Source organism: Actinomadura formosensis (assembly GCF_050948385.1).
Classification (GTDB): domain Bacteria; phylum Actinomycetota; class Actinomycetes; order Streptosporangiales; family Streptosporangiaceae; genus Spirillospora; species Spirillospora formosensis.
Genome location: NZ_CP192011.1, coordinates 162,951 through 186,037 on the forward strand (window position 1 = coordinate 162,951; position 23,087 = coordinate 186,037).

The window sequence follows — 23,087 nt, forward strand, 5'->3', positions numbered from 1 at the left end:
TGTCGGCTCAGAAGCCGGCCGGCCGCAACGGGCGGGTTCCGGTCAGTTCGGCGAAGACGATGAGCCGGTAGGCGGCGGAGGTCAGCCCCGGCGGAACAGGCGCGTCCAGACGCTTCCGGCGGCCTCTTCCTTCTGTCCGCAGGTGCAGCGCTGGGACCGGGGGACTCCGGCGAGCACCTGCTCGACGTGCTGGCCGCAGCCCCGGTAGGTGGCGCCTTGGCACTTTCGGCAAACGGCGCGCTGGCACATGGGCTTTCTCCTTCGGGTCGGGTCGCGGGCCGGTTGGCCCTGACCGCTGGGTGGGAGGTTCCACTTCCACCAATATACCCCCTAGGGTATCTGAACTGACACGTCCGTCCGATGCGGCCGCGGGCGTCACCTGGCGCGAGCCCCGGTCGCCCCGGCCCGCCCGAGGGGCCTGGAGATCAAGTTGTGATCGTTCCAAGGTGATCCGCGGGGGTGGGCCGGGACGTCCTCCAGGGTGAGCAGCCCTGGAGGACTCTGTGCAGCGACGTTTTCTCACCCTGGTTTCCGCCGCCGTCCTGGCGGTGCCCGCTGTCGTGATCGCCGCGCCCGCCGCGTCCGCGGCGCCCTATGTGTATGTGCACGCCGCGATGGATCGGGACGACCCCGCGCATCCGGTGACCGTCACGGTGAACGTCCGGGGCGAGGGCGTGGGACGAGTGCAGGCGTGGTTCACCGATTCGCGGTTCGGCGGGAGCTGGGCGGCGGTGGGAGACCTCCGGCTGATCAGCGGGACCGCGCAGGACGGCACCTGGCAGGGGAGCCTGCCGATCTCCGTTGAGGAGCACCCGGGAGAGCACTGGGCCGTCGTCAACGTGGATGACGCGAACGGCGGCCTGCTCGCGCAGAGCGGCAACGTCTTCCAGGCGTGTTACACGCCGGTCTACTCCGGTGTCACCGCGACGCCGGCGGTGATCGACGCCGACCACCGGACGGTGACGGCGTCCGGCGGCATCTCCTACCGGACGTCCAAGGCCGCCCCCTTGCAGCCGGCGGGCGGGCTGCCCGTGAAGCTCCTGGGGACCCCGGGGGCCACCGAGACCGGTGCCGACGGGCGGTTCACCGTGCGGGGCGATGCCGAGGTACGGCCCCAGCTCTCCAACGACGCGAAGGGCGTGGTGTGCCACGGCTGGGGGACGACCCCGGTCACGGTCCGGCAGACCGCCACGGCGATCTCGGCGCGGGTCGGCGTCGCCAACCCCGTTCCGGCTGGCAGCACGGTCACCGTCCGGGGGGAGTTGGTGCGCGCGGGGACCGGCGGGCCGGTGTTCCTGGGGACGGGTGAGTCCGTGGAGGCTTGGATCAGGCCGTTCGACGGCGGCAGCTCCAGGTATCTCGGGAAGGTCGAGAAGCTCGGCGACGGTGGTGCGTTCGCGTTCTCGTTCACGGCGTCCCCGGGTGAGCTGCTCGTCCAGTACGTGCCCAACTCGACCGGCCTGTTCGTGCGGAGCGAGATCCGGCAGCCGCTGGAGGTCGGGACCGCGCGGGCCGTCACCGCGTTCAGCGGGGCGAACGCCGGGCCGGAGCCCGTCGCGCTCGATGGGACGGTCACGACGTCAGGGCGGCTGCTGGCGAGAGATGCGGCCGTGAAGGGCGCCACCGTGGACGTCGAGTTCTCCGCGAACGGCACGTCCGGGTGGACGCGTGCGGGCCGGGGGACGACCAGTTCGACCGGGGCGTTCTCGGTGGGGGCGCCCGCCACGAGCGACGGGTACTGGCGGGTGCGCTACGCGGGGTCGTCCGCCTACCGCCCGGCGGTGAGCGGGGCCGACTTCGTCGACGCGCGGTACCGGACGGCCATCACCTCGTTCAACGCCGCCCCGGAGCCGGTTCGCAAGGGGCGGGCGCTGACGGTGCAGGGCAAGCTGAGCCGGTACGTGGGCGGCTGGAAGCCGGGGTCGGGCGCCACGGTGAAGATCTACTTCCGGCGGGCGGGGACGTCGTCGTGGGCGCTGGCCGGGTCCGCCCGCAGCGCCTCCGACGGGGTGTTCCGCACATCCTTCACCGCCAGGCTGGACGGCACCTGGCGCGCCGTCTACCCGGGCAGCGCCGCCTACCTCTCCGCCACCGGCACCGGCGACTACGTGGACGTCCGCTGATCCACCCCGGTACCCCGGACGGAGCCGCCGTCCGGGGTACCGGCATGACCGCCGTACGTCCGCGTGGTGACCGGCCGCCCTCGACGTCCCCCTCGCCGTCCACTGCCCGGGGCGGCGACCTGGGCGCTCAAGCGGGAGTGGTCCGGGCCTGCTTTGTCAGTGAGGCGGGTGGAGGATGTGGGTCTCCTCCAGGGACCAGGTGCCGTGGCCTCCGGTGACCTGGAGGAGTGCGCGGGAGCGGAGCCGGATTTCCGTGTCGCCGCCCGGGAGGGCGAGTGTCCGAACAGGGGTCAAAGTGGCGTCGAGGTGCAGGAGGCCGAAGGCGTCGCCGCTGCGGAACAGCACAGGTCCCGGTGGGCCCAGGTAGCGCACTACTGCGGTTCGGTCACCCGCCATGGAGTGCTCGAACGGCCGGACGTGGCCGGTGGGCGGCAGGGTGACGGCGTCCTGGTCTCCGGCTTGGGCCAGGGCGTCCACGTCGGCCTGTTCCAGGGGCGTCACGCCGATCCGCCAGTCCGCCCCGGCGGTTCTCACCTGGAGTACCGCCCGCGCCGGAACGGCGAACGTGCTCCGGCTCGGCGGGGGCTCGTCCCCCGCCGGCGGGCTGAGCACGGCGGTGGACGCGACCGGATCGCAGCCGTGGAGCGCGGCCAGGTTCGGCCCGTGCAGGTGGACCCGGTGGGGTTGCCCACCGGGGCATGTCACGACGGCGATTCCAGCCGGCCCCCGGTAGGCGAGCACTTCGGGTCCGCTGCCCGTGGCCGAGCCGGTGAACCCGCGTGCGCGTTCCGGCCCGCTGATCGTGACGGTCCACCGACCTTCGGACTCGACGTACAGGAACCTCTTCGTGAGCGCCTTGTCGGATACAAGCCGGTCGTCCAGGACGGTCGTGGCGGGCGGGGCTCCGGGACCGCACACCACGACGGGGGTCCCCCGGCCGAACTCGGCACGTCGAAACCAGGCCCGCAGCGTCCCGGGGCCCTCGTTCACGAACTCGGCCAGCACCGGCTGAGGAAGCCGCCCCCTGATCTTGACGCGCGCACCGCCGGCGCCACGATGTGTGCGGACCGTGCCGTAATGGGCGTGGTCGACCGGCTCCGGCGGCGGGAGCGTCTCGTCCTCCGCCAGCCAGCGGTCGAGGTCGGCGGCCACCCTGCGCGGCTCCTTCACCCGAAGGCACAACCGGCGGACCGGGCGCCCCCGCTGAGGCATGCCCGTCTGCGGATCCAGATCCTTCAGGGTCAACATGACCCAGAACCAGTTCCCCCACCGCAGCCGACGCGCGGGAAGAGAAAAGTCGTCCCGCATCCGCAGGGCGAGGTTGAGTTCCTCCCGGAACGGCGTCAATTGGGCCACGCCCCCCTTGACCTGGCACCGCCCCGGCTCGTCGCCGTAGTGGATCGCCGCGACTGCGGTGCGCGGGATCCGCAGCACCTTCCACAGCAGCAGCCCGTCCCAGATGACGATCTCATCGCCGGTCACCCACATCCGGGGCCGTACCAGCACCAGCCTGAGCGTCTGGACCGCGACGCCCACGAGGACGACCGCGAAGAGCGGCGCCCACAAGCCCGCGACCAGCTCGGCCCGGGTGACCTCCTTGTTGAACCCGACCCAGATCAGGCCGAACAGCAGCAGCGACGCCACCAGTGAGAGCAGGAAGACCGTCCCGGCCAGGGTCCGCCCCCTGGACCTGGCCATCTTCACCCTGATCGTGGAGGAGCCGGGCCGCGCCGACCAGCCCCACCTGTCTCGGCCGGCGAGGTCGCGCAGCGCGGGGCGCCCGCGTTCCCCCGCCTGCCGTCTGCGCGCCGCGCGAGAAGGCCGTGTCCGGTGAACGCCCCACAGCACCGCGGCGTTCAACCCCACCCCGAGGCTTCCGGTAAAAGCGGCGAGGACCACGGTGCCGAACGGCTGCCCCCAATCCGGCGACCCGCCCTTCATCTGGACGAACATCCCTGAACCGACGTCGAGGGCGGGGATCTCCTCCCCGGCGTAAACGGAATGGTCGCCCTTCCCCCTCAGCTGAACTGTCCTGCCGGTCAACTGAAAGGGGCCGTCGGTCGTGAATGCGCCGTACCAGGAACATCCGCCTCGGCTGCACTCCTTTGCTTGTGCGGTGAACGTGCCCGGAACCCCCTCGCCTCTCGCGGCGTGCCTGGTGGCCGCGACTTCCTCCACCATGAGGCCGAAGGCGTAGGGCCAGATCATCAGCAGCCCGACACCGATCAAGAGCCGGGAGACCGCAAAACGCCTGAGATTGTTGAGGCCGTACCTTTTCGAGATCCGGTCGGCCTCGCGTCTTCCGCCCATCCCCGCCCCGTCCAGACCGCCGCCGAGGCCCGAGCCGGACGGCACATTCGTGAACCCAAGGATCACACGGCAGAGCAGGAGGATCGAGCGCGCTGACGATGCCGCCGATCAGGTTCCACCATGATCCATTACAGTTCGTGCCCACCCCGCGCTCACCAACTGCCATTCGCGCAAATCGAGAGCCCTGGAACGGACCCGCCAACAGCAGCACATGGCCGCGATGCCGACGGCCTCGGCCACCAGGGCATCGGCGCCGCGCCCCGAGGATGCGGTCCCCCGCGCAGCCGGGTCGCCGTGATGACCGGCGCGGCCAGCCGTACCAGCACCTCCCGCCCGGCCTTCTCCAGCTGGCGGACGTTCCCCCACCGCAGACAGCGCAGGAACGAGCCCAGCGTGGACGGCGCATCACCGTGGCTGAGCGTGCGGGCGGCCGGTCAGCCGCGGACCGATCTCCAGAGGGCAGCCGTTGCGTCATCAAGGCTGTAGAGCATCGCGCCACCGCTCGACTCGGCGACGTGCATCGGCCATGTGTCGCTGTCGTAGTGCGTGTTCAGGTGGCGGGTGAATGCCGCCAGGTTCCCGCGCAGGCTGTGGTACTCCATCGACAGGGCCTTCACCAGATCTTGCATGTCGTACTGCCTGCCGGGCTCCTGGCAGAGGACGTCGAGAATGCGGGTGACCGTTTTGGTGGTGTTCAGTTCAGTGCTGGCCAGCCTGGCCAGCTTGTCGGCGTCCCATGCCGCAGGAGCATCGTTCGTTCCAGCGAGCTCGGCGTCGGGCTCCTGCTCAAGCTCAGCGAGCAGCCGATAGACGGCCATGACGTGCTGAGCGGGTACTGCCACCTGGATGAACTCCTGCTCGTCTTTCGGGCTCATCATCTACCTCGTCTGGTTGTCCATCTATTCGGAGTCACTAACATAGCACTTCATGTTTTCGTTAGGTAGACCCCACAAGGCTGACGTGGTACTCGGTGTCGGTGGAGTGAATACCGTGTTCCCGGCCGTCTTAGATGCGGCCCTACGTCGGAGGCGGCGGGCTGGCCGTGGGCACGCAGGGGCACCGCTCGGGGGCTCACTCGTACGTCGAGCTTTGCATCCTGCCGGGTTGGCGGAAGCCCGCGGTTCGACCGGGACGATGCCCGCCCCTGAAGAGGCCCCGGACCGTTTCGGCGATCCGGGGATTCGCCGTGTGGGGCGCTCGCTAACCTTCGGGACATGGGATTCCGCTGTGACTGGCTTGAGCCCGTGTTGCGCGTCCCGTATGTTCCGACGCTCGGCCCGATGCCCCCGGAGACCGTCGGCGCCGACCTGTTCGACGCCGTTCTCGACGTTGCGGACACCGGCCGGTTCCTGCCCTTCGACAAGGACCGCCGGTGGACGGCCACCAAGGACGAACGGGTCCTCGCCGGCGACATCGTCCACACGGCCGCGGAGACGATCGTCCCCGCGCTGAGCACGCGCGGCGGCGGCCTGGCGAAGGTCTACTACTACAGCGCCTCCGAGCCCGACCTTCCCGCGCTGGTGCGCTTGGGCGAGCGGTTGGCGAAGTCCCACGGCGCCGGGGCCGGCAGCAGGGTGATCTGGTTCTCCGACCGTCCGGACGGGGCACGCGGCAGGGTGATGGTCAAACGCTTCTCCGCCGACGACGAGCGACCGGCGCGCAGCGTCCAGCCCCTCACGGACTGCCCGGCCGCCGACACCTTCGGCGCGTTCGCCGACGAGATCGGGCCAGAAGGCTTCCAGTTCCTCTACCGGCGGATGAAGGCCGGGCACGAGGACGGCCCGACGCTCGTCACGGTCTCCGACGATCGGATCGTCGGAGCGGTCGGTCCACTCACGATCGTCGCGGGGCCGGACGGCCGCGCGATCCAGCAGCCCGCCTACTTCGCCGTCCACCCGGCGTACCGGGGCCGTGGTCACGGCCGGAGCCTCTGGCGGGCGTCGATGGCCTGGGGGCATGCCCGTGGCGCCGAGGTCAAGGTATTCCAGGCGTCTCGGGGCAGCGCCGCCGAAGGACTCTACGTCTCCGAGGGGCTGGAGACACACGGATACGTCTGCCAGGTGTAGTGCTCGAACAGCCGCGCCGCCGCCCCCCGCCCCCGGACGCGTTGACTTGCGGCGTGTTGTTGTTATCCGCCCTGCCATAACAACAACACGCCGCGAGTCAACGAAGGAGTGTGGGGAGGTGGGGTGCGGCGGGTCGCCGGGTCCGGGGGGACGGGACGACTCGCCGCTACTTGGTGGATCGGGGGCGCCGGGGTGGGTGGTGCTTGGGGGTCAGTGCGTGGCGGCGGCGGACTGGACGGCGGTGCGCGGGGCCGTGCGGGTCAGCAGGAGGACGGGGCCGTCCGGGTCCTTGCTGTCCCGCCCCGCCACCGCCTCGGGTGATGCGGTCGGGGATGGACCGCTGACGTTCGATGGAGAGATCGACGATGCGGAGCCGTCCGCCTTCGATGCGCTCTATCGGGAGAATCGCGAGGTTCTCGCGAAGGCCGACGTGGACCCGGCCGTCTGAGCCCTGACCAGCCCGCGCACTCGCTGAAAAGCAACCCTTGGGCGGCGCGGACGTGGGTGTTGGACAGTGCGTCCAGCTTTGGCGGACAGTTCCAGCGCACCGCTGGGTGAGCCGAGTGCGCGAAGTAGGGAATCACCGGCGCGCGGTCACCGGTGGGACCAGGCCGACCGGGGGTCAGCGGCGGCGAAGGGCGCGGGTGAGGACGGCGATCGCGGCGGCCGTGGCGGCGGCGCCGGTGAGGAGCAGGGGCATGCGGAGTCGGGGATGGCGGCGGTCCGGTGCGGAGGGTTCGGGCGCGCGGCGGTATTCCTCGTCGAGGATCTGGTGAAAGCGGCGCGTGCGTTTGTTCTCGTAGGTGGTGAGGCGGAGTTCGCGGGCCTGCCGCCAGTAGGCGCGGCCGGGGTGTCCGCTGAACATTTCCCGGGAGATGGCACGCAGGCGTTTATCGGTGAGGGCTCTGGTCTCGAAGGACATCTGCCATTCGGAGATGATCATGTTGATGTACATGAGCTGCCGCCGGGCTTTGCGGGGTTCGCCTTCGGGGACGGGACCCCATGCCTCGTCCAGGTCGGGGTCGTCCATGGCCATTTTGAGCAGGTCGGCTATGGCGGAGCGGCGGGCCTCCTCGCGGGCGATCTTGGTGTCATGGGCTTGGAGGCCGAGGGCGGCGGCTATGCCGAGCAGGGCGAGGACGGCCAGGAGCGCGGACGCGGCGCCGTAGGTCTGGCCGATGAAGCTGAGCCGTTCCCAGCGAGGGGTCGGCCCGTTGAAGGCGCGCAGTGCCCAGGGGGACGCGCCGATGAGGCCGATGACGGCCAGGATGCCGAAGGTGAGGCCGAGTGTCCTCACCGTGCCGCGGCCGGGGCGGGTCGGGGGCATCTACGGACGGTAACTCACACGGCCGGGGCCGGTAGCGGCGCGATTTCGCGGTGGAAGAAGTCCAAGAAGGGTTCTCCGCTTTCGTACAGGGCTTTGATTTCGGATGCGGCCGCGTGGATCACGTCGGGTGCGGTGATGCGGCGGGCTCCGCAGGGCGTCCAGTCGGGTTCGTACTGGACCTCGTAGAGGACGAGGTCGCCCACGACGAGCACCTCGGGCAGCCGGGCGCGGGTTTCCAGCGAGGCGACCTGTTCGGCGGTGAGGACGGTCAGTCCGAAGCCTTCGTCGGCGAGAAGTCTGAGGGCGTGCAGTTCCCATTGGACGTAGGGGGTGATGGGGAATTCGACCACGCGGACGCGCCGGATCTCCAGGCCTTGGGCGGCGTTGTTGACGGCTTCGCTGCGGGTGGCTTCCCGGTCCTTTTCCAGGAGGTCGAGGGCGCCCTGCCAGTCGCCGGCCATGAACGCCTGCCAGCTGGGGTCGCGTGGCTCACGGAACACCTGGGACCGTTCGAGTTTCCACACCACTCCGCGCAGGTCCGCCGTCTCACGGCCGAAGTGGGCGTGGTAGGCCGTGTGGTCGAGCCGGTCTCCCGGGATGTCCCGGATCTTCTCAAGCATCGCGGATATCCGGCTTGGCGGCAGAGAGCAGACGTCCGGAGATGATCACGAGACGTTCGTCCGGGCCGATGCTGACACCGGGGGGAAGACGGTCGGTGTAGGCGCTCGTAGCGTCTCGACCGATGACGGCAATGTCGCCATTGTCCATTTCCCAGATCTCTGGGCAGTCGGTGGAAGTGCGGCTGTCTCCCACCTCGGCGGCGGTCTTGCCGAGTCTTCTCTGGAACCCTGCGCCGTGATCGGCTTCCCATGGCCTTGTCATGGGACTCTCCACTCTTGATTGAGGGTGTTGTAGAGAACTTTCCCAACGCGAGCGTATGCAGGCAAGGCTATCCGGAGGGAGTGTCCGTAGTGCATGCGGTGACCTGACTCTGCCGGGCGCGGAAGACCGGAACGGCTCAGCGGACGCCGGGGAGGGGACCCCGGTCGTCGGCGAGATGGTGCAACCATCGTGTTCGTACGGCGACACGTTGCCTGCCGGGCGCCGGCGCTTTGACCTTGGTCGCGATGAAACAGTGAGCGAGGAGTCGGCTGCGGGTCAGACGGAGATGGACGCGGAAGGGTGTTGTTCTGCGGCGGGTCGTCCGGGCCGGGGGGACGGGACGACTCGCCGCTGCTCGGCGGGTCGGGGGTCGGTGGGGTGGTCGGTGCCGGGGGTCAGTGCGTGTCGGTGGCGGACTGGACGGCGGTGCGCAGGGCTGCGCGGGTCAGCAGGAGGACGGGACCGTCCGGGTCCTTGCTGTCCCGCACCGCCACCGCACCGGCCACGTCCGCCAGCTCAACGCACTCGCCGCCGTTGCTCAGGCTTCGTCCGGCCTTGCGCCACTTGGCGTTCTTCAGGTCCATCGTTCTTCGGCCACCTTCCTGATGAAGTCTCGCGACATGTCTCCCGGAAGTGCTCTGTTCCGGAGATCGACTAGGACGCGTGCGAGTTCTGCAAGGTCTGCGGGGTCATCTGTCGTGAGTCCTCGTATAGCCGTCTCTATGTAGGCTATCTGGCTCATATCGGCCATCGTAGCCAAGATGAAGCTGCTGCCGTTTCCTGGATGTTCGCCGCTTCCGATAACGACCTGGACCGTCACGTTGGGGCGCTCGCTGAGCGCGATCAGGTGCTCAAGCTGCTCCCTCATCGTCTCAGCGGTACCGACCGGCCTGTACAGCGCTTGCTCGTCGACCAAGAGGGTCACCATTGGACCGTTCTCCTGGTCGAGGATCTTCTGTCGTTCCAGCCGGGCCGCTACGGACTCCTCGTTGTCCTTGAGGAGCGCCTTGGCGTACGCCGGTGTTTGGGCGAGACCTGCTATCACGCAGAGCTGATAGCAGGTGAGTTCGACTGCATCGCCTTCGATCTGCGGCCAATCGAACCAAATCGGTACCGGATGACCGTCCTTGTTCAGGTCCTCCCACAGGCTGATGAGCGCGCCGCCCGCCTCCAGGTAGTCGTCCACGGTCTCCACGAATGATCGACTTGCGCGTCTCTTTCCTGCCTCGATCCGGCTGACCTGTGCACCGCTCAGGTTCGTCAGGTGCGCGATGGTCTCCTGCTTGGCGCCCTTCGCCTCCCGCATCCGGCGTAGTTGGCGACCGAATGCGACGAGAGCGGGGGACTCTCGGGGCCGCTGACGACGTGGAGGCATAGCTCTTACCTCTCATTGACATTTACCAGCCAGGCTGCTGCCTTGCCAAGATCCGCCAAGCTGATGGGGCAAGCCAATCCTAGCCGGGATAGTGGCTCAATGTGAGATGTACGCCACACACGGTGAGGAGAGGTCATGGGCCAGGCGGCGGCGGAGAACGAGATGGTGGTGAAGCAGGACCTCAGAGTTGTCGCGGAGGTGCGGGAGTTCGTGCGGCTGGTCACCGGCCGGTGGGGCATGGACGACTTCGTGCCGTGCCTGGTGGCGAGTGAACTGGTCACCAACGCGCTGCGGTATGCGTCTGCGTCGGATGACGATGTGACCTTGCGGCTGGACCGCACCGAGGACGGAGGGCTGTGGCTGGAGGTCCAGGACGCCGCCTGCGCTCTGCCGTACATGCAGGAGGCGGACGCGAGCAGTGAGGCCGGTCGGGGCCTGTTCATCGTGGACCGGCTCGCCCTGTGCTGGGGCGTCCGGCCGCTGGCCGGGAACGCCGGCAAGGTCGTCTTCGCGGTTCTGAACCCGTGAAGACCGCGCGGAGGGGCGGTGGGAGGGGGCCGTCCCTCCGCGCCTTACCAGCCGGACCTATGCCCCCTGCCGAGGTTCGTGCCGCATCGGAATTCATCACCCTGGGTTCTGGGCCTGCTGGGTCGCCCGTCTTCCGTGCAGGCCATTTCGGCAGGTTCTTGGGCTCCCCAACCATCGGATGTCGCGAGTAGACGCCCGTGACCGCTCCTCCGCGTGGAGGTTCACGGCTCGCCGGACGGGAGCACTTCCCGTGCGCCTGCGGCGGGTTATGGAGACGGGGGGAGACGGATGCGGGTGAGGAGGCCGGCGATTTCGCGGGTGCGTTCGTCGCTGGGGCCGTTGATGACAAGGTGGTCCTGGTAGAGGGACTCGAACACGTTCTCTGCGGCGGCCTTGTCACCGGCGGACAGCAGGAGCATGCCGATGCTGTACCTGATGTCGAGGGCGAGTTCGCTGGCGTGGCTGTCGGCGGTGGCGACGTCGTAGAGGAGGCGCCGGAACTGGTCGAGTGCGACGGTGTTCTGGCCGAGGTTGGCGCGGCAGTGGGCGGCGTAGCGGCGGGATTCCAGCACGCGGACGCTCGACGGCCCGGCGGTGCGGGCATAGGCGTTGGCCAGGGCGTCGAACTCCGGGAGGGCCGTGCGCGAGTCTCCACCGAGGAAGAGGATCAGCGCGCGATGGAAGCGGAGCTTGAGCAGGTCCGGGCTTTCGGAACCCAGCATCCTGGCGGCCGGGCCGATGACCGCTTTAACGACGTCGGCGGCCTGGGCGAATCGGTCGGCGCCGAGGAGTTCGGTGGAGAGCTTGAGGGCGTCGTCGATGGCGTCCCGGAGCCGGGTCGGCGGCGCGGTCGGTGCATGTGGCACGGTCGCCGGGGCCGGGACGGGAGGTTGCCGGCGCGTGCGGCGGCGGGGGGCGTTCGGCTGCCGGTACAGGAGCGTCGGGTCGGGCATCTCGCCGAGCCGCCGGCTCGTGGCGAGCACCGGCGAGCCGGGGGGCGGCAGGAACGGGAGCAGGCGCTCGTAGACGGCGTAGGCGTCGGCCGGTCGCTGTTCGGGCTTCTTGGCCAGCAGGTCCAGGACCAGTTCCTCAAGCTCCGGCGGTACGTCCGGACGCAGCCCGCGCAGCGGCTCGGGATCGGCGGTGATGTGCTGCTTCCAGAGTTCGTACTGGCTGCCGCCGTTGAAGACGGGCGTCCCCGACAGCAGTTCGTGCAGGACGCAGCCCAGCGCGTACAGGTCGCTCTGCGGGGTCACCTGGGCGGCGTTGACCTGCTCGGGCGACATGTAGCGGCTGGTGCCCATCGGGCTGCCCGTGACGGTGATCCTGGTGATGCCGCGGCGGAGGATCGCGGCGATGCCGAAATCGAGGACCTTGACGGTGCCGTCATCGGTCACCAGGACGTTGTCGGGTTTCAGGTCCCGGTGGACGACCGGGATCGCGTGCGCGTGGGACAGGACGGTGGCGATCTGCGCGCCGATCGCGGCGGCCCAGGCGATCGGCGGCGGGTCGGCCGGGTCGATGTAGGAGCGCAGGTTCCTGCCCTCGATGTACTGCATCACCAGGTAGAGGCGATCCGCGGAGTCGGCGGCCAGGACCGCGTCGTACACCTGGGGGACGCCATGGTGCTGGATGCGGGCGGTGACGCGCGCCTCGCGGCGGAACCGTTCGGCCAGGTCGGCGATGTGCTCCGGAGACAGCAGCATGTCGGGGCGGATGGCCTTGACGGCGACCTCACGGTCCAGCACCGAGTCGTAGCCGCGCCAGATCGTGCCCATCCCTCCAGAGCCGATCTCCTCGGTCAGTTCATAGCGGTCGGCAATGGTCCTGACCGGCATTCCTGCTCCGTATGCATTCGCCGTGATTCGCCGTGGACAAGTGTCGCGAGCGCGGAGATCACCTGTCCAGCCGTCCTCCGATTCGCTCGGAGAACGGCCGGACGGGCAAGCGATCAGGCGACGCCGGCCTGTTCGCGCAGCAGTTGCCATGCCGCACGGCGGGCGCGGCTGTTGAGGGACGACTTGAATTCGGGGTCCGAGCCGAAGTACTTCTCGCCGAGGGTGGCGATGGTGTCGACGTGGTCCATCATCTTCTCCTCGAAGACCTTGTCGAAGACGACCCCGAAGTTCTCCTGGTCGTTGTTGGCGACCGCGGCCCGCATCACCCTCGGCTCGGCCATCGCCTCCTCGAACGGCCGGATGATGTCCTCTTCGGTGAAGTCCGTGCCGAACTTGGCGTTGAACTTCTCGATCAGCTCTGTCAGCGGCGACTTCTCCGGCTCCTGGGCACCGCCGGCGCCGTCCCCGAAGCCCTGCACCACCGTGGCGCCTTCGGGGGCGAGTCTCAGGTCGTGCTCGCCGGTCTTTTCCACCCGCATGTGGCTGAGGTCGACCTCGCCGATGTCGACACCGCCGTCGGCGCGCCTGGGAAGCCGGTTGAGCAGGTGCCGCCCGTACAGGTGGAGGCGTTCGAGTTCGGCGTCGCGGTACGGGACGATCTGCGACAGGAACCCGTACTTGCGCACGTAGTCGTTGAGGTCCGCGCGGAAGTCCTCGGCGGTCTCGTGGTCGTCGTCATCCTCGCTGTCGATCAGCGCGGTGAAGCGCGCGACGGCCGGGCTGAGCAGCCGGTACAGCTCGGCGTGCAGCTTCTCCCAGCGTGCGGCCGAGCCGCCGGCCCTCTCCTCGGCTTCGAGGTAGGCGCGCGCGAACTCGCGCATTTCCGCGTTGGCGAGGATCTGCGCCGCCATGACCCGGCTCTGCGCGGTGTAGAGGAGGTTCGGGTCCGAGGGGAGGGTCACCGCCTCCTCGTAGTACGGACGGAACGCGTCCTGGATCTCCTCGGCGTCGTTGACGAAGTCCACGACCGCCAGGTCCGTCTGGCTCTTGCGGTCGGCGGTGCGGTTGAGCCGGGACAGCGTCTGGACGGCCGAGATCCCCGACAGCTTCTTGTTGACGTACATCGTCGTCAACAAGGGCTGATCAAAGCCGGTCTGGTACTTCTCGGCGACGACGAGGATCCGGTACTCGGGCTTTCCGCGTCCGCCCGTCTGCGTGGTCAGGTCGTCGGCCCGCGTGTACGCGAACGCCTTGGGAAGGGCGCTCTCGGGCAGGCCGCCGTTCTCCTTGGACTCGGTGACCTCGTCCTTCTCGTAGGTGAGGGAACCGGAGAACGCCACCAGGACACCGATGCCGTATCCCATGTCCTCGATGTGCTGCTTGATCGCCCGCGACATCTGCACGGCGCTCTTGCGGGACGCGGTCACCACCATGGCCTTGGCGCGTCCGCCGAGCCGCCCCGCCGTGTGCGCCCGGAAGTGCTCCACGACGATCTTCGCGTGCTGCGCGACGGTCGAGGGGTGCATGATCGCGTACCGCGCCAGCAGCGTGTTCGCCTTGGACGGGTCGACCTCGCGCTCGTCGGGGTTCTTGTTGACGAGCTTCCAGTACGTGTCGTAGGTGACGTAGTTGCGCAGCGGGTCGAGGATGAAGCCCTCCTCGATCGCCTGCCGCATCGAGTAGGTGTGGAACGGCCGGTATGTCGGCTTGCCGTCCACGGTGTCCAGCGTCCCGAACTGCTCCAGTGTCTTGCTCTTGGGCGTGGCCGTGAACGCGAAGTAGGAGAGGTTGGACGCCTTCGAGCGCTGCGCGGCCTTGTGCTCCAGCTTGGCCTCCACCGTCGTGGCGCCCTCGTCGTCGGAGTCGGCGTCCAGGCCCAGGTCGCGCAGTGCGGCCTTCACCGCCGTCGCCGCGTCCCCGGACTGGGACGAGTGCGCCTCGTCCACGACGATCGCGAAGCGGTGCCCGGCGATCTCGGTCGGGCTGCGCCGCAGGAAGTCGATCAGCGCCGGGAACGTCTGCAACGTCACCGTGATGATCTTCCCGGACTGCTGCGACAGCGCCTTCGCGAGCTGCTCGGACTTGGCGCCGGTCTTCTCGTCGATCTTCACTACGAGCCCGGCCGTGTGCTCGAACGCGCCGATCGTCTCCCGCAACTGGGCGTCCAGGTTCCGCCGGTCGGTGATGACGATGACCTTGTCGAAGACCGGAACCCCCGGCTTGACCCCGTTCGCCGCCGCCTCCGGGGCCAGGCCCGCCGCGTCCACCGGCGTGTGCAGCGACGACAACCGGTGCGCCAGCCACGCGATGGTGTTCGACTTGCCCGAGCCGGCGGACGCCATCACCAGGTAGTTGTGACCGGCCCCGTGACGGGCGGCGTGCGCGGTGAGCTTCTTCACCACGTCCCACTGGTGGTAGCGCGGGAAGATCAGCGTCTTGCTCGTCCGGCCGCCGGCGCTCTTGGTCTTCTGCTCGTGGACGAACCGCTGGAGCATGTCAAGCCAGGTGTCCGGCTCCCAGATCCGCGTCCACAGGTACGAAGTGGCGTACGTACCCGGCTCGACCGGCGCCGGGTTGCCCGCGCCGCCGGGCCGGCCCGGCCCTTCGGATCCGGTGTTGAACGGCAGGAACCGCGTCTTCTGCCCCCGCAACTGCGTCGCGACGAACACGAGATCGGGATCGACGCAGAAGTTCGCCACCACCCGCTGCCGGAAGATCAGCTCGCTCGGATCGCGGTCGCTGCGGTACTGCTCCTTGGCCTGCTCCACGCCCTGCCCGGTCAGCGGGTTCTTGAGCTCGGCCGTCGCGACCGGAATCCCGTTGACGAACAGTGCCAGGTCGAGCCGGTTGCCCCTGTCGGCCTGCTTGGTCGCGTACTCCAGCTCGCGCACGACCGTCAGCCGGTTGGCCCGGTACTCGTCCAGGACGGAGTCGTCCAGCACAAGGTTCGGCTTGAAGTACGCGACGCGGATCAGGACACCCCGGTCCTTCACACCCTTGCGCAGGACGGTGAGCACCCCGTCCTCGGCAATCGCCTTGTCGAGCCGCTTCGCGAAACCGAGTTGTGCGGCCTCGGTGCTATTCCCGTAGAGCGTGACGAGCCGCTCCCACTCGTCCCCCTGGGTGTCCCCGATGAACGTGAAGAGCTGCCGCGTGTCCAACCCGAGTTCGGGCCGGTAGTCACGCGGATTGCCCTCCTGCCAGCCGCCCTTGAGCATCCCCGCGACGATCGCGTCCCCGAACGCCCTCTCGTCATGCACAGGACTCATGCCCTACTCCGTAACCCCACGACCGGACGCCGTGGACACATCGAACTGCCCCGTAACCGCCGCCGTAATCAACGCCCGCCGCCGCTCCGCCAGCAGATCTCTCTGACGTTGAAGAAGAACACTAAGCCGTCGATCCACTTCAGTTGCCTGATCGAGTCTATCGACGATTCGATGCTGAGTTTCGATGTCAGGGAAAGGGAAACGTTGGGGACGGAGCTGCTCTCGTGTCAAGTGCGTGATCGTGGAATTGTTTCCTTGAATCGCAAAGACGTGCATCTTCTCTGCAACGTAAAGGCAGTAATAGAGCCAGCGAGGAGAGTCTTCACCGTAGGGGCGAATCCTATGCAGCGCCTTTTGGTAGTACATCTCCTGCGTACCGTTCCAGATAGCTGCACGCCCTGGCCAACTACCGCCTTCGCACACCAGAAGGTCCCCCTCTCGCAAGCGGTAGCGATTCTGATCCTCGGGCGGAAAGTTCATCTGCAGTAGGTCCCTGGTGTCGACCGAGTCCCACTGAACGTTAGCGCAGCGCAAATATGGGCGAAGATGGGTTCCTGCTGTACGCTCCTGATTCAGCATTTTTCCGAGTTCTACTTCGAACAGATGTGATACAGCAGCGACTCTCCAGGAGGCAGGCACGCTGCCAAGCCATTCGAGGCCGCTTTCTTTGCGCTCCTCCAAAAAAGCGGCCCCTCTAATGGCATCGTACGCTCGGGACACAGCGGCTTCGCCTATAAGTGAACCCTGTTCAGCCCACTTTCTGTCCAGCATGTCGATGCGGGCGGTCTCGGCGTCGAGGAAGTCGGCGATGCGCTTCTGCTCAGGCCGTTCGGGCAGTGTTATGGGTAGATCTCTAAGATTTTCCCACGGAATATCGAACTGTGAAGGTGGCATCCACTTCGATCGGCGCTTCAACTCTGTCAAGTATGGGGTAGATCGTAGGAGGTAGTGAAGGAATCGGGGGTCGGCGATAGACGTTGGGCGACACACATAATATGCCGGACTGACTATGCCTTTATATTTCGATACGCCAAGACCGCCTTGCCATGTGCGCAGCTTGTTGAAAATGAGATCACCCGGTTCGGCCTTGAGATATTTCGCCAGATCCTCTCCTAGGTGATTGTGATTATCCGAGCGTGAGTCTCGGGGAATGACTCCAGCATCCAAGAAAACGGAAAGGGGTGCAAGGGTAGGGTGATTGATTTCCTTGACTCTAGGAGCAACGCTCCAAAGTGGCAGCTTGCTCCAAAGGCTAGGGAAGTTGATGAATTCCAAAGAATGTGACGTCATTCGGTCACCTCACTGAGGAGAGCCTGGATTTCGGCTTCGAGGGCCTTGAGTTCTGCGTTGATCTCCGACAGGGGGCGCGGGGGTTTGTAGACGTAGAAGTGCTGTGTGAAGGGGATCTCGTAGCCGATCTTGGTTTTGGTGTGGTCGATCCAGGCGTCGGGGACGTGCGGGAGGACCTCGCGCTTGAGGTACTCCTCGACGTCCTCGTCCAGCGGCACGTTCTCGTAGTCGCGGAGGTCGGTGTCGGGTTCGATGACGCCCTTGCGCACGTACTGGATCTCGCCTTCGGGGTCGCGGATGCCGATGGCGTCGCGGACGGCCTTGGCGAACGGGGCGCCGGGCGGCCACTGGAGGCCGGCGTCCACGACGGCGCCCATGAGGGCGTTCAGTGCCTCGCCCTTGGTCGGCCAGGTGGTGCCAAGGAGCGGGCGTACCGCGTCGATGAGAGCTTCCGCGTAGCCGAGCTTCTGGACCTGCTTGGCCGCTTCGAGCGCGGCCAGGGTCTCGTCGGTCAGCTCGAAGCGCAGCTTGAGGGGGCGGTCGACGGTGATGCGGCGGTAGCCGAAGTCCTGGTTACGGAAGACCTTCACCTTGCCGTGCAGCGGGTGCTCGGGGTCGGCGGCGACCTCCAGGGCTTCGCTGTAGAGCTGGGTGATCTCGGCGATGTGGTCGGGGCGGCCCCCCTGACCGTCGCCGATCTCCTTGCGCTTGTCGCCGAGGGACTTGCGCATCTTCTGCCAGTAGTCCCGGGCGTCCAGCAGGATGACCTTGCCCTCGTGGTCCTCGTGCTTGCGGTTGGTGACGATCCAGAAGTATGTCGAGATGCCGGTGTTGTAGAACAGCTGGTCGGGCAGCGCGACGATCGCTTCGAGCCAGTCGTTCTCGATGATCCACTGGCGGATCCGGGACTCGCCGGACTCGGCGGCGCCGGTGAACAGCGGGGAGCCGTTGAAAACGATCGCGATGCGGCTGCCGCCGGCCTCCCGCGGCTTCATCTTCGAGATCATGTGCTGGAGGAACAGGAACGAGCCGTCGTTGATGCGCGGCAGCCCGGCCCCGAAGCGTCCGGACTCGCCGAGCGAGTCGTGCTCGTGCTCGATCTCCTCCTTGACCTTCTTCCACTCGACGCCGAACGGCGGATTGGCCAGCAGGTAGTCGAACTTGGCACCCCGGTGCCCGTCGTCGCTGAAGGAGTTGCCGAACGCGATGTTGTCCGGCTCCTGACCCTTGATCATCAGGTCGGACCGGCAGATGGCCCACGACTCGGGGTTGAGTTCCTGCCCGTAGACCTCGACGGTCGCGTCCGGGTTGAGGGCGGTGATGTACTCCTGGGTCGTGCTGAGCATCCCGCCGGTGCCGCAGGCCGGGTCCAGCACCTTGCGGACGACGCCGGGGACGCTGAGCGCGTCGGCGTCCGGCGCCACCAGCAGGTTCACCATCAGCTTGATGACCTCGCGCGGCGTGAAGTGCTCACCGGCCGTCTCGTTGGACAGTTCGGAGAAGCGCCGGATGAGGTCCTCGAAGAAGTAGCCCATGGCGTGGTTGGACACGGCCTCGGGCCGGACGTCCAGGTCGGCGAAGCGCCCGACGACCTTGTAGAGCAGGTTCGCGCCGTCCAGCCGCTTGATCTGCTGGGCGAACTCGTACTTCTCCAGCACCTCCCGCGCGTTCGGGGAGAAGCCCGCGACGTACTTGGCGAGGTTCGTCGCCGCGTGCTCCGGGTCGCCGGCGATCTTCGCGAGGGTGTAGCCGGTGGTGTTGTAGAACGACTGGCCCGACGCGCGGCGCAGGAACAGGTCGGTGTCCATGTCCTTGCCCTTGAACCGCTCGACCGTCTCCTGGACGGCCGCCCGGGTCGGCTCCAGGACGGTCTCCAACCGGCGAAGCACGGTGAACGGCAGGATGACCTTGCCGTACTCCGACTGCTTGAAGTCGCCGCGCAGAAGGTCTGCGACCGACCAGGCGTGGTTCACCAGTTCGGTGTGCTTACTCGGGTTCAAGGGGTTCCCTTCCTGGTGTTGCTGCCCGTGGGGCAAGGGCTGTCAAGTCTGGTCCACCGGAGCTGCGCGGCGCCGGTCCTCATGGCAACTCGGCTCCCTGGGGGAGCAGCGCCCCGCCGCCGAGGGTGGTGGCTATGAGGTCGGCCATCTCGTTGGCGCACGTCACCGCGCTCCGCGCGCTGGCCCTGAGGTCTTGGACTTTCCGGAACGCCTGGCCATAAGCGGTCTGCTCGTCCAGCGGGAGCAGGGGGACGCGCAGCCGGGACGCGACGAGCTGGTGCGTGGAGCTGCCGGTCGTCGCCTGGCTGACGTTGTCGGGCGCGCTGACGAAACCGGCGAGGAACCACGGGTCGAGCCGTCCGGGGTCGGGCCGGAGCAGGAACACGCCGTTGCCGAGCAGGCATCCGGCGTCGTCCTCAGCGGCCACGCGGGTCGCGACACCCTGCGGGCCGACGATCTGCGTGAGGAGGACGTCCCCCGTCTCGACGGTGACCGGGTCGGCCAGGTGCAGTTCGCGTGCGTCGCCGCTGGCGGGCACCCCGCCGATCAGGTCACGTGCTCGAAGGACGGGACGGTCCGCCAGGTCGGCGGGCAGGGCATCGGCGGTCGAAGCCCGAACGCCGCGATGGACGGCGAGCGCCCCGCCGCGGGCCAGGTCGGCGACGGTGGCGCTGCGCCAGGTGCGGTTGGTCTCACCGGCCGATGTCCACGGCCCGATCCTGCTCGCCTCGGCCAGGGCCGCCACATGCGCCCTGAGACGCCCGGTGAGTTCGGTGACGTGCCGGAGGGCCGCGTCAGGACTGATCACCGGCGCGGAGCGGACGTGCCGTGCCGGTGAGAGGTCGACGAGTTCGTCCAGGAGGTCGATCGCGGGCACGGCCCGGGCGGTTCCCGGGATGTCGGCGAAATCGGCCGAGGTGCTGAACGCCTCCCAGGTGCCGCGGATCGTCTCCTGGAGCGCGCCCTGGTCCGCGGCCTTGCCCTGGTCGGGCGCCGGGTCCGCGGCGGTGGCGGACTGGTCGGCCATGTCCATCAGCAGGACCAGGTCCCGGCCGGGGCGGTCGGCTTCGGGACGCCGGAGTATCCACAGGTGAAGCCCAATGTGGTGAGGTACGGCCAGGCCCGCCGGAAGCGCGATGACCGCGCACAGCGCCCCCTGCCGCAGCAGCTCAGCCCGGATCCGGCGGCCGGACGGCCGTGACGCGGTGGCCGGCGGGAGCAGCAGGACGGCCTGCCCGCCGTCGCTCAGATGCGCCAGCGAGTGCTGCACCCAGGCCAGTTCAGGCTCCGAACGCGGTGGCACGCCGTACGCCCAGCGCGTGTCGAACGCCAGCTCGTCGTGCCCCCACTCGCGGTCCCCGTAGGGCGGGTTGCACACCACGGCGTCCACATGGAGGCCGGGGAAGGCGTCGTCGCGCAGGCTGTCTCCGGTCCTGACGTCCACGGACGCCTTAGGCGACTCTCCGGTGACGCGCGTCCTGGCCTGGGCGGCGGTGACGGCGCGGTACTCCTGGCCGTGCACGCGTGCACCCGGCCCGAGCCTGGTCGCCACCGCGGCGAGGAGACGTCCGCCTCCGCATGCCGGGTCCAGAACGCTGCGGACCCGCCGGCCCTCCGCCGTCGCCAGCTCGGCGATCAGCTCGGCGATCGCCGGCGGCGTCGGGTGCGTCCCGCGGATGCCGATCGGTGCTTCGGAATGCTCGTCGAGCACGTCGAAGACGGTGAGGAACCCTTCTTCCAGCATCACGTTCGCCGCGGACCGCAGGAGCGCCGCCGGCACGTCGCCATGGCTCGGCTTCACCGGGTCGGAGGACGACGACACCGCGTCCGCGTGCAGCCCGATCAGCGCGTCGTCGTCGAGCGCCGTGATTCTGCCTTGTTCGTTCTCGTCCAGCCCGGCCACGTGTGCGGTGAACAGCGCTACGGCTTCGACGTCGCGCTGCGTGCGTCCGCGCAGGTGGGTTCTCAGGTCGTCTCTGGCCGAACGTGCGGGGAGGCGGCCGCGCGCGTTCAGCCACGCTTCGACCTGCCGCCGGTCGTAGCTGGGGCTGGCTTCCGTACCCCCGCTGGGCTGCGGAAAGTCGGGGTGACGCCGGCGCCAGTTGCTCACGGTGGCCCGCGTCACGCCGGCGAGCCGGGAGATCTCGGCGGCGGTCAGCTGCTCGCTCTGCGATGCCATCGGTACTTCCTTATCAGCTTTCGGGAGCATCGCCACTGTACACCATCCAATTGAGTGAAGCCATTTGACAGTGCTTTCACGTCATGTTCTCATGGTCGTGCTTTCAACGGCTCGGCGCTAGGAGCGACGGATGACGAGTTGGGTGGCGATCGACTTCGAGACGGCGAACGCCCTGCGGGGAAGCCCGTGCTCGGTGGGACTGGCCAAGGTGAAGGAAGGACGGATCGTCGAGGAGTGGTCATCGCTCATCAAGCCCCCGGACGGACACGACCACTTCGACGCCTACAACGTCGGCATCCACGGCATCACGGCGGACCGCGTCAGGGACGCCCCCGGCTGGCCGGAGACGCTGGAGCGCATCGTCCAGTTCGCCGGCGACACCCCCTTCGTGGCGCACAACGCGGCCTTCGACATCGGAGTTCTCGCCGACGCGTGCCGGGCGAGCGGCCTGCCCGTTCCGGACCTCCGGTTCGCCTGCACGCTCGTGGTCGCAAGACGGGCCTGGACCGGCCTGCTCGCGTACAAGCTCCCGGTGCTCGCCGACGCCCTGGGCATCGAACTGCCGCGCCACCACGACGCCGGTGACGACGCGCGGGCGGCGGCCCAGGTGATGCTCGCCGCGCTGAAACGGCAGGGAACGGCCGCCCTCGACGACCTCCTCGCCGTCCACAGGATCCGGATGGGCTCCTACCGCGGCGGTGCCCGCCAGGGGTGCAAGTACTGGGGCGCCACCCGCCGCGAGCCGTCTCCGGACGCCGATCCCGACGCCGACCCGGACAACCCGTTCTACGGGCTCACCATCTGCTTCACCGGATCACTGCCCGACATGACGAAGGCGGTGGCCGCCAAACGGATCGCGGCCCTCGGAGCCTGGACGTCCGACAACGTCACCAGGTCCGTCGACCTGCTGGTGGTCGGCGGCATCAAACCCCACCAGCTCGCACCCAGGGCGACGAAGACCGGGAAGCTCGCCAAGGCGGAACGCCTCCGCGACTCCGGTCACGACATCACGGTCATCGACGACGAAGAGTTCTACGAACTCCTCGCGGTGGCCGAGAACTGATCAGCCCATGCGGAGGTCCGCCGACCTCCGCTTCCCTCCGATACGCGCCGCCGCCCGCTCGACCGGCCCAGCACCGGCGGGCGGCGGCGCCCCTCCCTCACGAACCCCCATCCGGCGGCGCGCCCTGCGGAACGCGCCCGGGTACAAAGGAGCACCCCATGCGCAAGATCATCGTCGGCCTCTGCGCCGTCGCCGTCCTCACCGCCGGCTGCAACATCGAGCAGGACCCGGTCGCCGTCCAGTCGTCCGACCCCGGCAAGCCCGCGGGCAAGAGCGGCGGCGCGGCCAAGGGCAAGACCTTCCCGATCAAGCTCACCGCCAAGCGGGCGCACGCGAGCAAGAGCGTCCTGAGCGACGGCGACGCCCTGTCCTGCGTCAAGGTCACCGTCACCAACCAGACCAAGAAGCAGCTCGAGGTCAACCCCCTCTACTTCTCGATCACCGACACCAAGAACACCAAGCACGACAGCAGCACCGCCCTCGGCGAGTACGAGGGGCAGATCGACACCACGCAGCTCGCCCCGGGCGAGAAGGCCACCGGCCTCGTGTGCGCGAAGGGCGACTTCCGGCCCAAGGTCGTCTCGATGACCAACCCCCTGTTCGACGAGGCGGCCCGCGCCCAGGTCGCCCCCTGAACGGGCCGTCAACGGCGCCTCGCAGCGTCGATCGGGGACGGGACGCGGAGCCCGTCCCCGCCGATGATCAGATTTCGTGTGCGCGCAAACCGCCGATGAGGATCGACAGCGGCTCAGATCTCCTTCCCGGGCAGGTAGACGATCCTCTGCGGATGGAACGGCAGCGCCTCCGCCCGCGTGGGGGACGCGGGGCGCGTACCGA

Annotated in this window: 18 protein-coding genes; 5 read left to right on the plus strand and 13 right to left on the minus strand. The window is 68.3% G+C overall.

Annotated features, from left to right (window positions below; translation table 11 throughout):
- Window positions 1-503 precede the first annotated feature (503 nt).
- Window positions 504-2,123 (plus strand): hypothetical protein, encoded by a 1,620-nt coding sequence (locus ACQP1N_RS00790; RefSeq protein WP_433228546.1) that lies wholly within the window; start codon window positions 504-506, stop codon window positions 2,121-2,123.
- Window positions 2,124-2,279: 156 nt separating this feature from the next.
- On the opposite strand, the gene ACQP1N_RS00795 is transcribed toward ACQP1N_RS00790, so the two are convergent.
- Window positions 2,280-4,499 (minus strand): hypothetical protein, encoded by a 2,220-nt coding sequence (locus tag ACQP1N_RS00795; RefSeq protein WP_433228548.1) that lies wholly within the window; start codon window positions 4,497-4,499, stop codon window positions 2,280-2,282.
- Between the two features lie 368 nt (window positions 4,500-4,867).
- A complete protein-coding gene (locus ACQP1N_RS00800) occupies window positions 4,868-5,311 on the minus strand; it encodes a hypothetical protein (protein ID WP_433228549.1) in 444 nt (147 codons plus the stop codon).
- A gap of 336 nt (window positions 5,312-5,647) precedes the next feature.
- On the opposite strand from ACQP1N_RS00800, the gene ACQP1N_RS00805 reads away from it, so the two are divergent.
- A complete protein-coding gene (locus tag ACQP1N_RS00805; protein WP_433228550.1) occupies window positions 5,648-6,499 on the plus strand; it encodes a GNAT family N-acetyltransferase in 852 nt (283 codons plus the stop codon).
- Between the two features lie 210 nt (window positions 6,500-6,709).
- Here ACQP1N_RS00805 and ACQP1N_RS00810 read toward each other — a convergent pair whose 3' ends face one another.
- The 6 genes from ACQP1N_RS00810 to ACQP1N_RS00835 form a co-directional block, all read right to left on the minus strand.
- The gene (locus ACQP1N_RS00810) at window positions 6,710-6,808 is read right to left on the minus strand and encodes a DUF397 domain-containing protein (RefSeq protein WP_433228552.1); all 99 of its coding nucleotides are present in this window, start codon (window positions 6,806-6,808) and stop codon (window positions 6,710-6,712) included.
- Window positions 6,809-7,121: 313 nt separating this feature from the next.
- Window positions 7,122-7,826 carry a DUF6082 family protein gene (locus ACQP1N_RS00815; protein ID WP_433228553.1) on the minus strand — a complete coding sequence of 235 codons (705 nt, stop codon included), beginning with the start codon at window positions 7,824-7,826 and terminating at the stop codon, window positions 7,122-7,124.
- Window positions 7,827-7,840: 14 nt separating this feature from the next.
- Window positions 7,841-8,446 (minus strand): DUF6879 family protein, encoded by a 606-nt coding sequence (locus ACQP1N_RS00820; RefSeq protein ID WP_433228554.1) that lies wholly within the window; start codon window positions 8,444-8,446, stop codon window positions 7,841-7,843.
- On the minus strand, window positions 8,439-8,708 hold the full coding sequence (locus ACQP1N_RS00825; RefSeq protein WP_433228555.1) for a hypothetical protein: 270 nt from the start codon (window positions 8,706-8,708) through the stop codon (window positions 8,439-8,441). Before ACQP1N_RS00825 ends, ACQP1N_RS00820 begins: the two co-directional genes overlap by 8 nt.
- 395 nt (window positions 8,709-9,103) lie before the next feature.
- Window positions 9,104-9,292 (minus strand): DUF397 domain-containing protein, encoded by a 189-nt coding sequence (locus ACQP1N_RS00830; RefSeq protein ID WP_433228557.1) that lies wholly within the window; start codon window positions 9,290-9,292, stop codon window positions 9,104-9,106.
- On the minus strand, window positions 9,283-10,014 hold the full coding sequence (locus ACQP1N_RS00835; RefSeq protein ID WP_433228558.1) for a helix-turn-helix domain-containing protein: 732 nt from the start codon (window positions 10,012-10,014) through the stop codon (window positions 9,283-9,285). Before ACQP1N_RS00835 ends, ACQP1N_RS00830 begins: the two co-directional genes overlap by 10 nt.
- A 204-nt stretch (window positions 10,015-10,218) precedes the next feature.
- On the opposite strand from ACQP1N_RS00835, the gene ACQP1N_RS00840 reads away from it, so the two are divergent.
- Window positions 10,219-10,611: an ATP-binding protein gene (locus ACQP1N_RS00840; RefSeq protein WP_433228559.1), complete on the plus strand. Its 393-nt coding sequence runs from the start codon at window positions 10,219-10,221 to the stop codon at window positions 10,609-10,611.
- Window positions 10,612-10,877: 266 nt separating this feature from the next.
- Here the strand turns inward: ACQP1N_RS00840 and ACQP1N_RS00845 are convergent, their stop codons facing one another.
- The 5 genes from ACQP1N_RS00845 to ACQP1N_RS00865 form a co-directional block, all read right to left on the minus strand.
- A complete protein-coding gene (locus ACQP1N_RS00845; protein WP_433228561.1) occupies window positions 10,878-12,449 on the minus strand; it encodes a protein kinase domain-containing protein in 1,572 nt (523 codons plus the stop codon).
- 113 nt (window positions 12,450-12,562) lie between these two features.
- Complete coding sequence (locus ACQP1N_RS00850) at window positions 12,563-15,718, minus strand: type I restriction endonuclease subunit R (RefSeq protein WP_433228562.1); 3,156 nt, start codon at window positions 15,716-15,718, stop codon at window positions 12,563-12,565.
- 3 nt (window positions 15,719-15,721) lie between these two features.
- Window positions 15,722-17,008, minus strand: a complete 1,287-nt coding sequence (locus ACQP1N_RS00855; protein WP_433228563.1) for a restriction endonuclease subunit S — start codon at window positions 17,006-17,008, stop codon at window positions 15,722-15,724.
- Window positions 17,005-19,008 (minus strand): type I restriction-modification system subunit M, encoded by a 2,004-nt coding sequence (locus ACQP1N_RS00860; RefSeq protein ID WP_433228564.1) that lies wholly within the window; start codon window positions 19,006-19,008, stop codon window positions 17,005-17,007. Before ACQP1N_RS00860 ends, ACQP1N_RS00855 begins: the two co-directional genes overlap by 4 nt.
- 79 nt (window positions 19,009-19,087) lie before the next feature.
- Complete coding sequence (locus ACQP1N_RS00865; RefSeq protein WP_433228565.1) at window positions 19,088-21,187, minus strand: N-6 DNA methylase; 2,100 nt, start codon at window positions 21,185-21,187, stop codon at window positions 19,088-19,090.
- Window positions 21,188-21,317: 130 nt separating this feature from the next.
- On the opposite strand from ACQP1N_RS00865, the gene ACQP1N_RS00870 reads away from it, so the two are divergent.
- Both ACQP1N_RS00870 and ACQP1N_RS00875 read left to right on the plus strand, forming a co-directional pair.
- The gene (locus ACQP1N_RS00870) at window positions 21,318-22,250 is read left to right on the plus strand and encodes an exonuclease domain-containing protein (protein ID WP_433228566.1); all 933 of its coding nucleotides are present in this window, start codon (window positions 21,318-21,320) and stop codon (window positions 22,248-22,250) included.
- A 158-nt stretch (window positions 22,251-22,408) separates the two neighbouring features.
- Window positions 22,409-22,885: a DUF4352 domain-containing protein gene (locus ACQP1N_RS00875; RefSeq protein ID WP_433228568.1), complete on the plus strand. Its 477-nt coding sequence runs from the start codon at window positions 22,409-22,411 to the stop codon at window positions 22,883-22,885.
- Window positions 22,886-23,087: the final 202 nt, after the last annotated feature.

Coding starts and splice junctions, on each gene's coding strand:
- ACQP1N_RS00800 (WP_433228549.1), bottom strand. CDS start 5,311: ATGATGAGCCCGAAAGACGAGCAGGAGTTCATCCAGGTGGCAGTACCC.
- ACQP1N_RS00805 (WP_433228550.1), top strand. CDS start 5,648: ATGGGATTCCGCTGTGACTGGCTTGAGCCCGTGTTGCGCGTCCCGTAT.
- ACQP1N_RS00815 (WP_433228553.1), bottom strand. CDS start 7,826: ATGCCCCCGACCCGCCCCGGCCGCGGCACGGTGAGGACACTCGGCCTC.
- ACQP1N_RS00820 (WP_433228554.1), bottom strand. CDS start 8,446: ATGCTTGAGAAGATCCGGGACATCCCGGGAGACCGGCTCGACCACACG.
- ACQP1N_RS00825 (WP_433228555.1), bottom strand. CDS start 8,708: ATGACAAGGCCATGGGAAGCCGATCACGGCGCAGGGTTCCAGAGAAGA.
- ACQP1N_RS00830 (WP_433228557.1), bottom strand. CDS start 9,292: ATGGACCTGAAGAACGCCAAGTGGCGCAAGGCCGGACGAAGCCTGAGC.
- ACQP1N_RS00835 (WP_433228558.1), bottom strand. CDS start 10,014: ATGCGGGAGGCGAAGGGCGCCAAGCAGGAGACCATCGCGCACCTGACG.
- ACQP1N_RS00840 (WP_433228559.1), top strand. CDS start 10,219: ATGGGCCAGGCGGCGGCGGAGAACGAGATGGTGGTGAAGCAGGACCTC.
- ACQP1N_RS00845 (WP_433228561.1), bottom strand. CDS start 12,449: ATGCCGGTCAGGACCATTGCCGACCGCTATGAACTGACCGAGGAGATC.
- ACQP1N_RS00850 (WP_433228562.1), bottom strand. CDS start 15,718: ATGAGTCCTGTGCATGACGAGAGGGCGTTCGGGGACGCGATCGTCGCG.
- ACQP1N_RS00855 (WP_433228563.1), bottom strand. CDS start 17,008: ATGACGTCACATTCTTTGGAATTCATCAACTTCCCTAGCCTTTGGAGC.
- ACQP1N_RS00865 (WP_433228565.1), bottom strand. CDS start 21,187: ATGGCATCGCAGAGCGAGCAGCTGACCGCCGCCGAGATCTCCCGGCTC.
- ACQP1N_RS00870 (WP_433228566.1), top strand. CDS start 21,318: ATGACGAGTTGGGTGGCGATCGACTTCGAGACGGCGAACGCCCTGCGG.
- ACQP1N_RS00875 (WP_433228568.1), top strand. CDS start 22,409: ATGCGCAAGATCATCGTCGGCCTCTGCGCCGTCGCCGTCCTCACCGCC.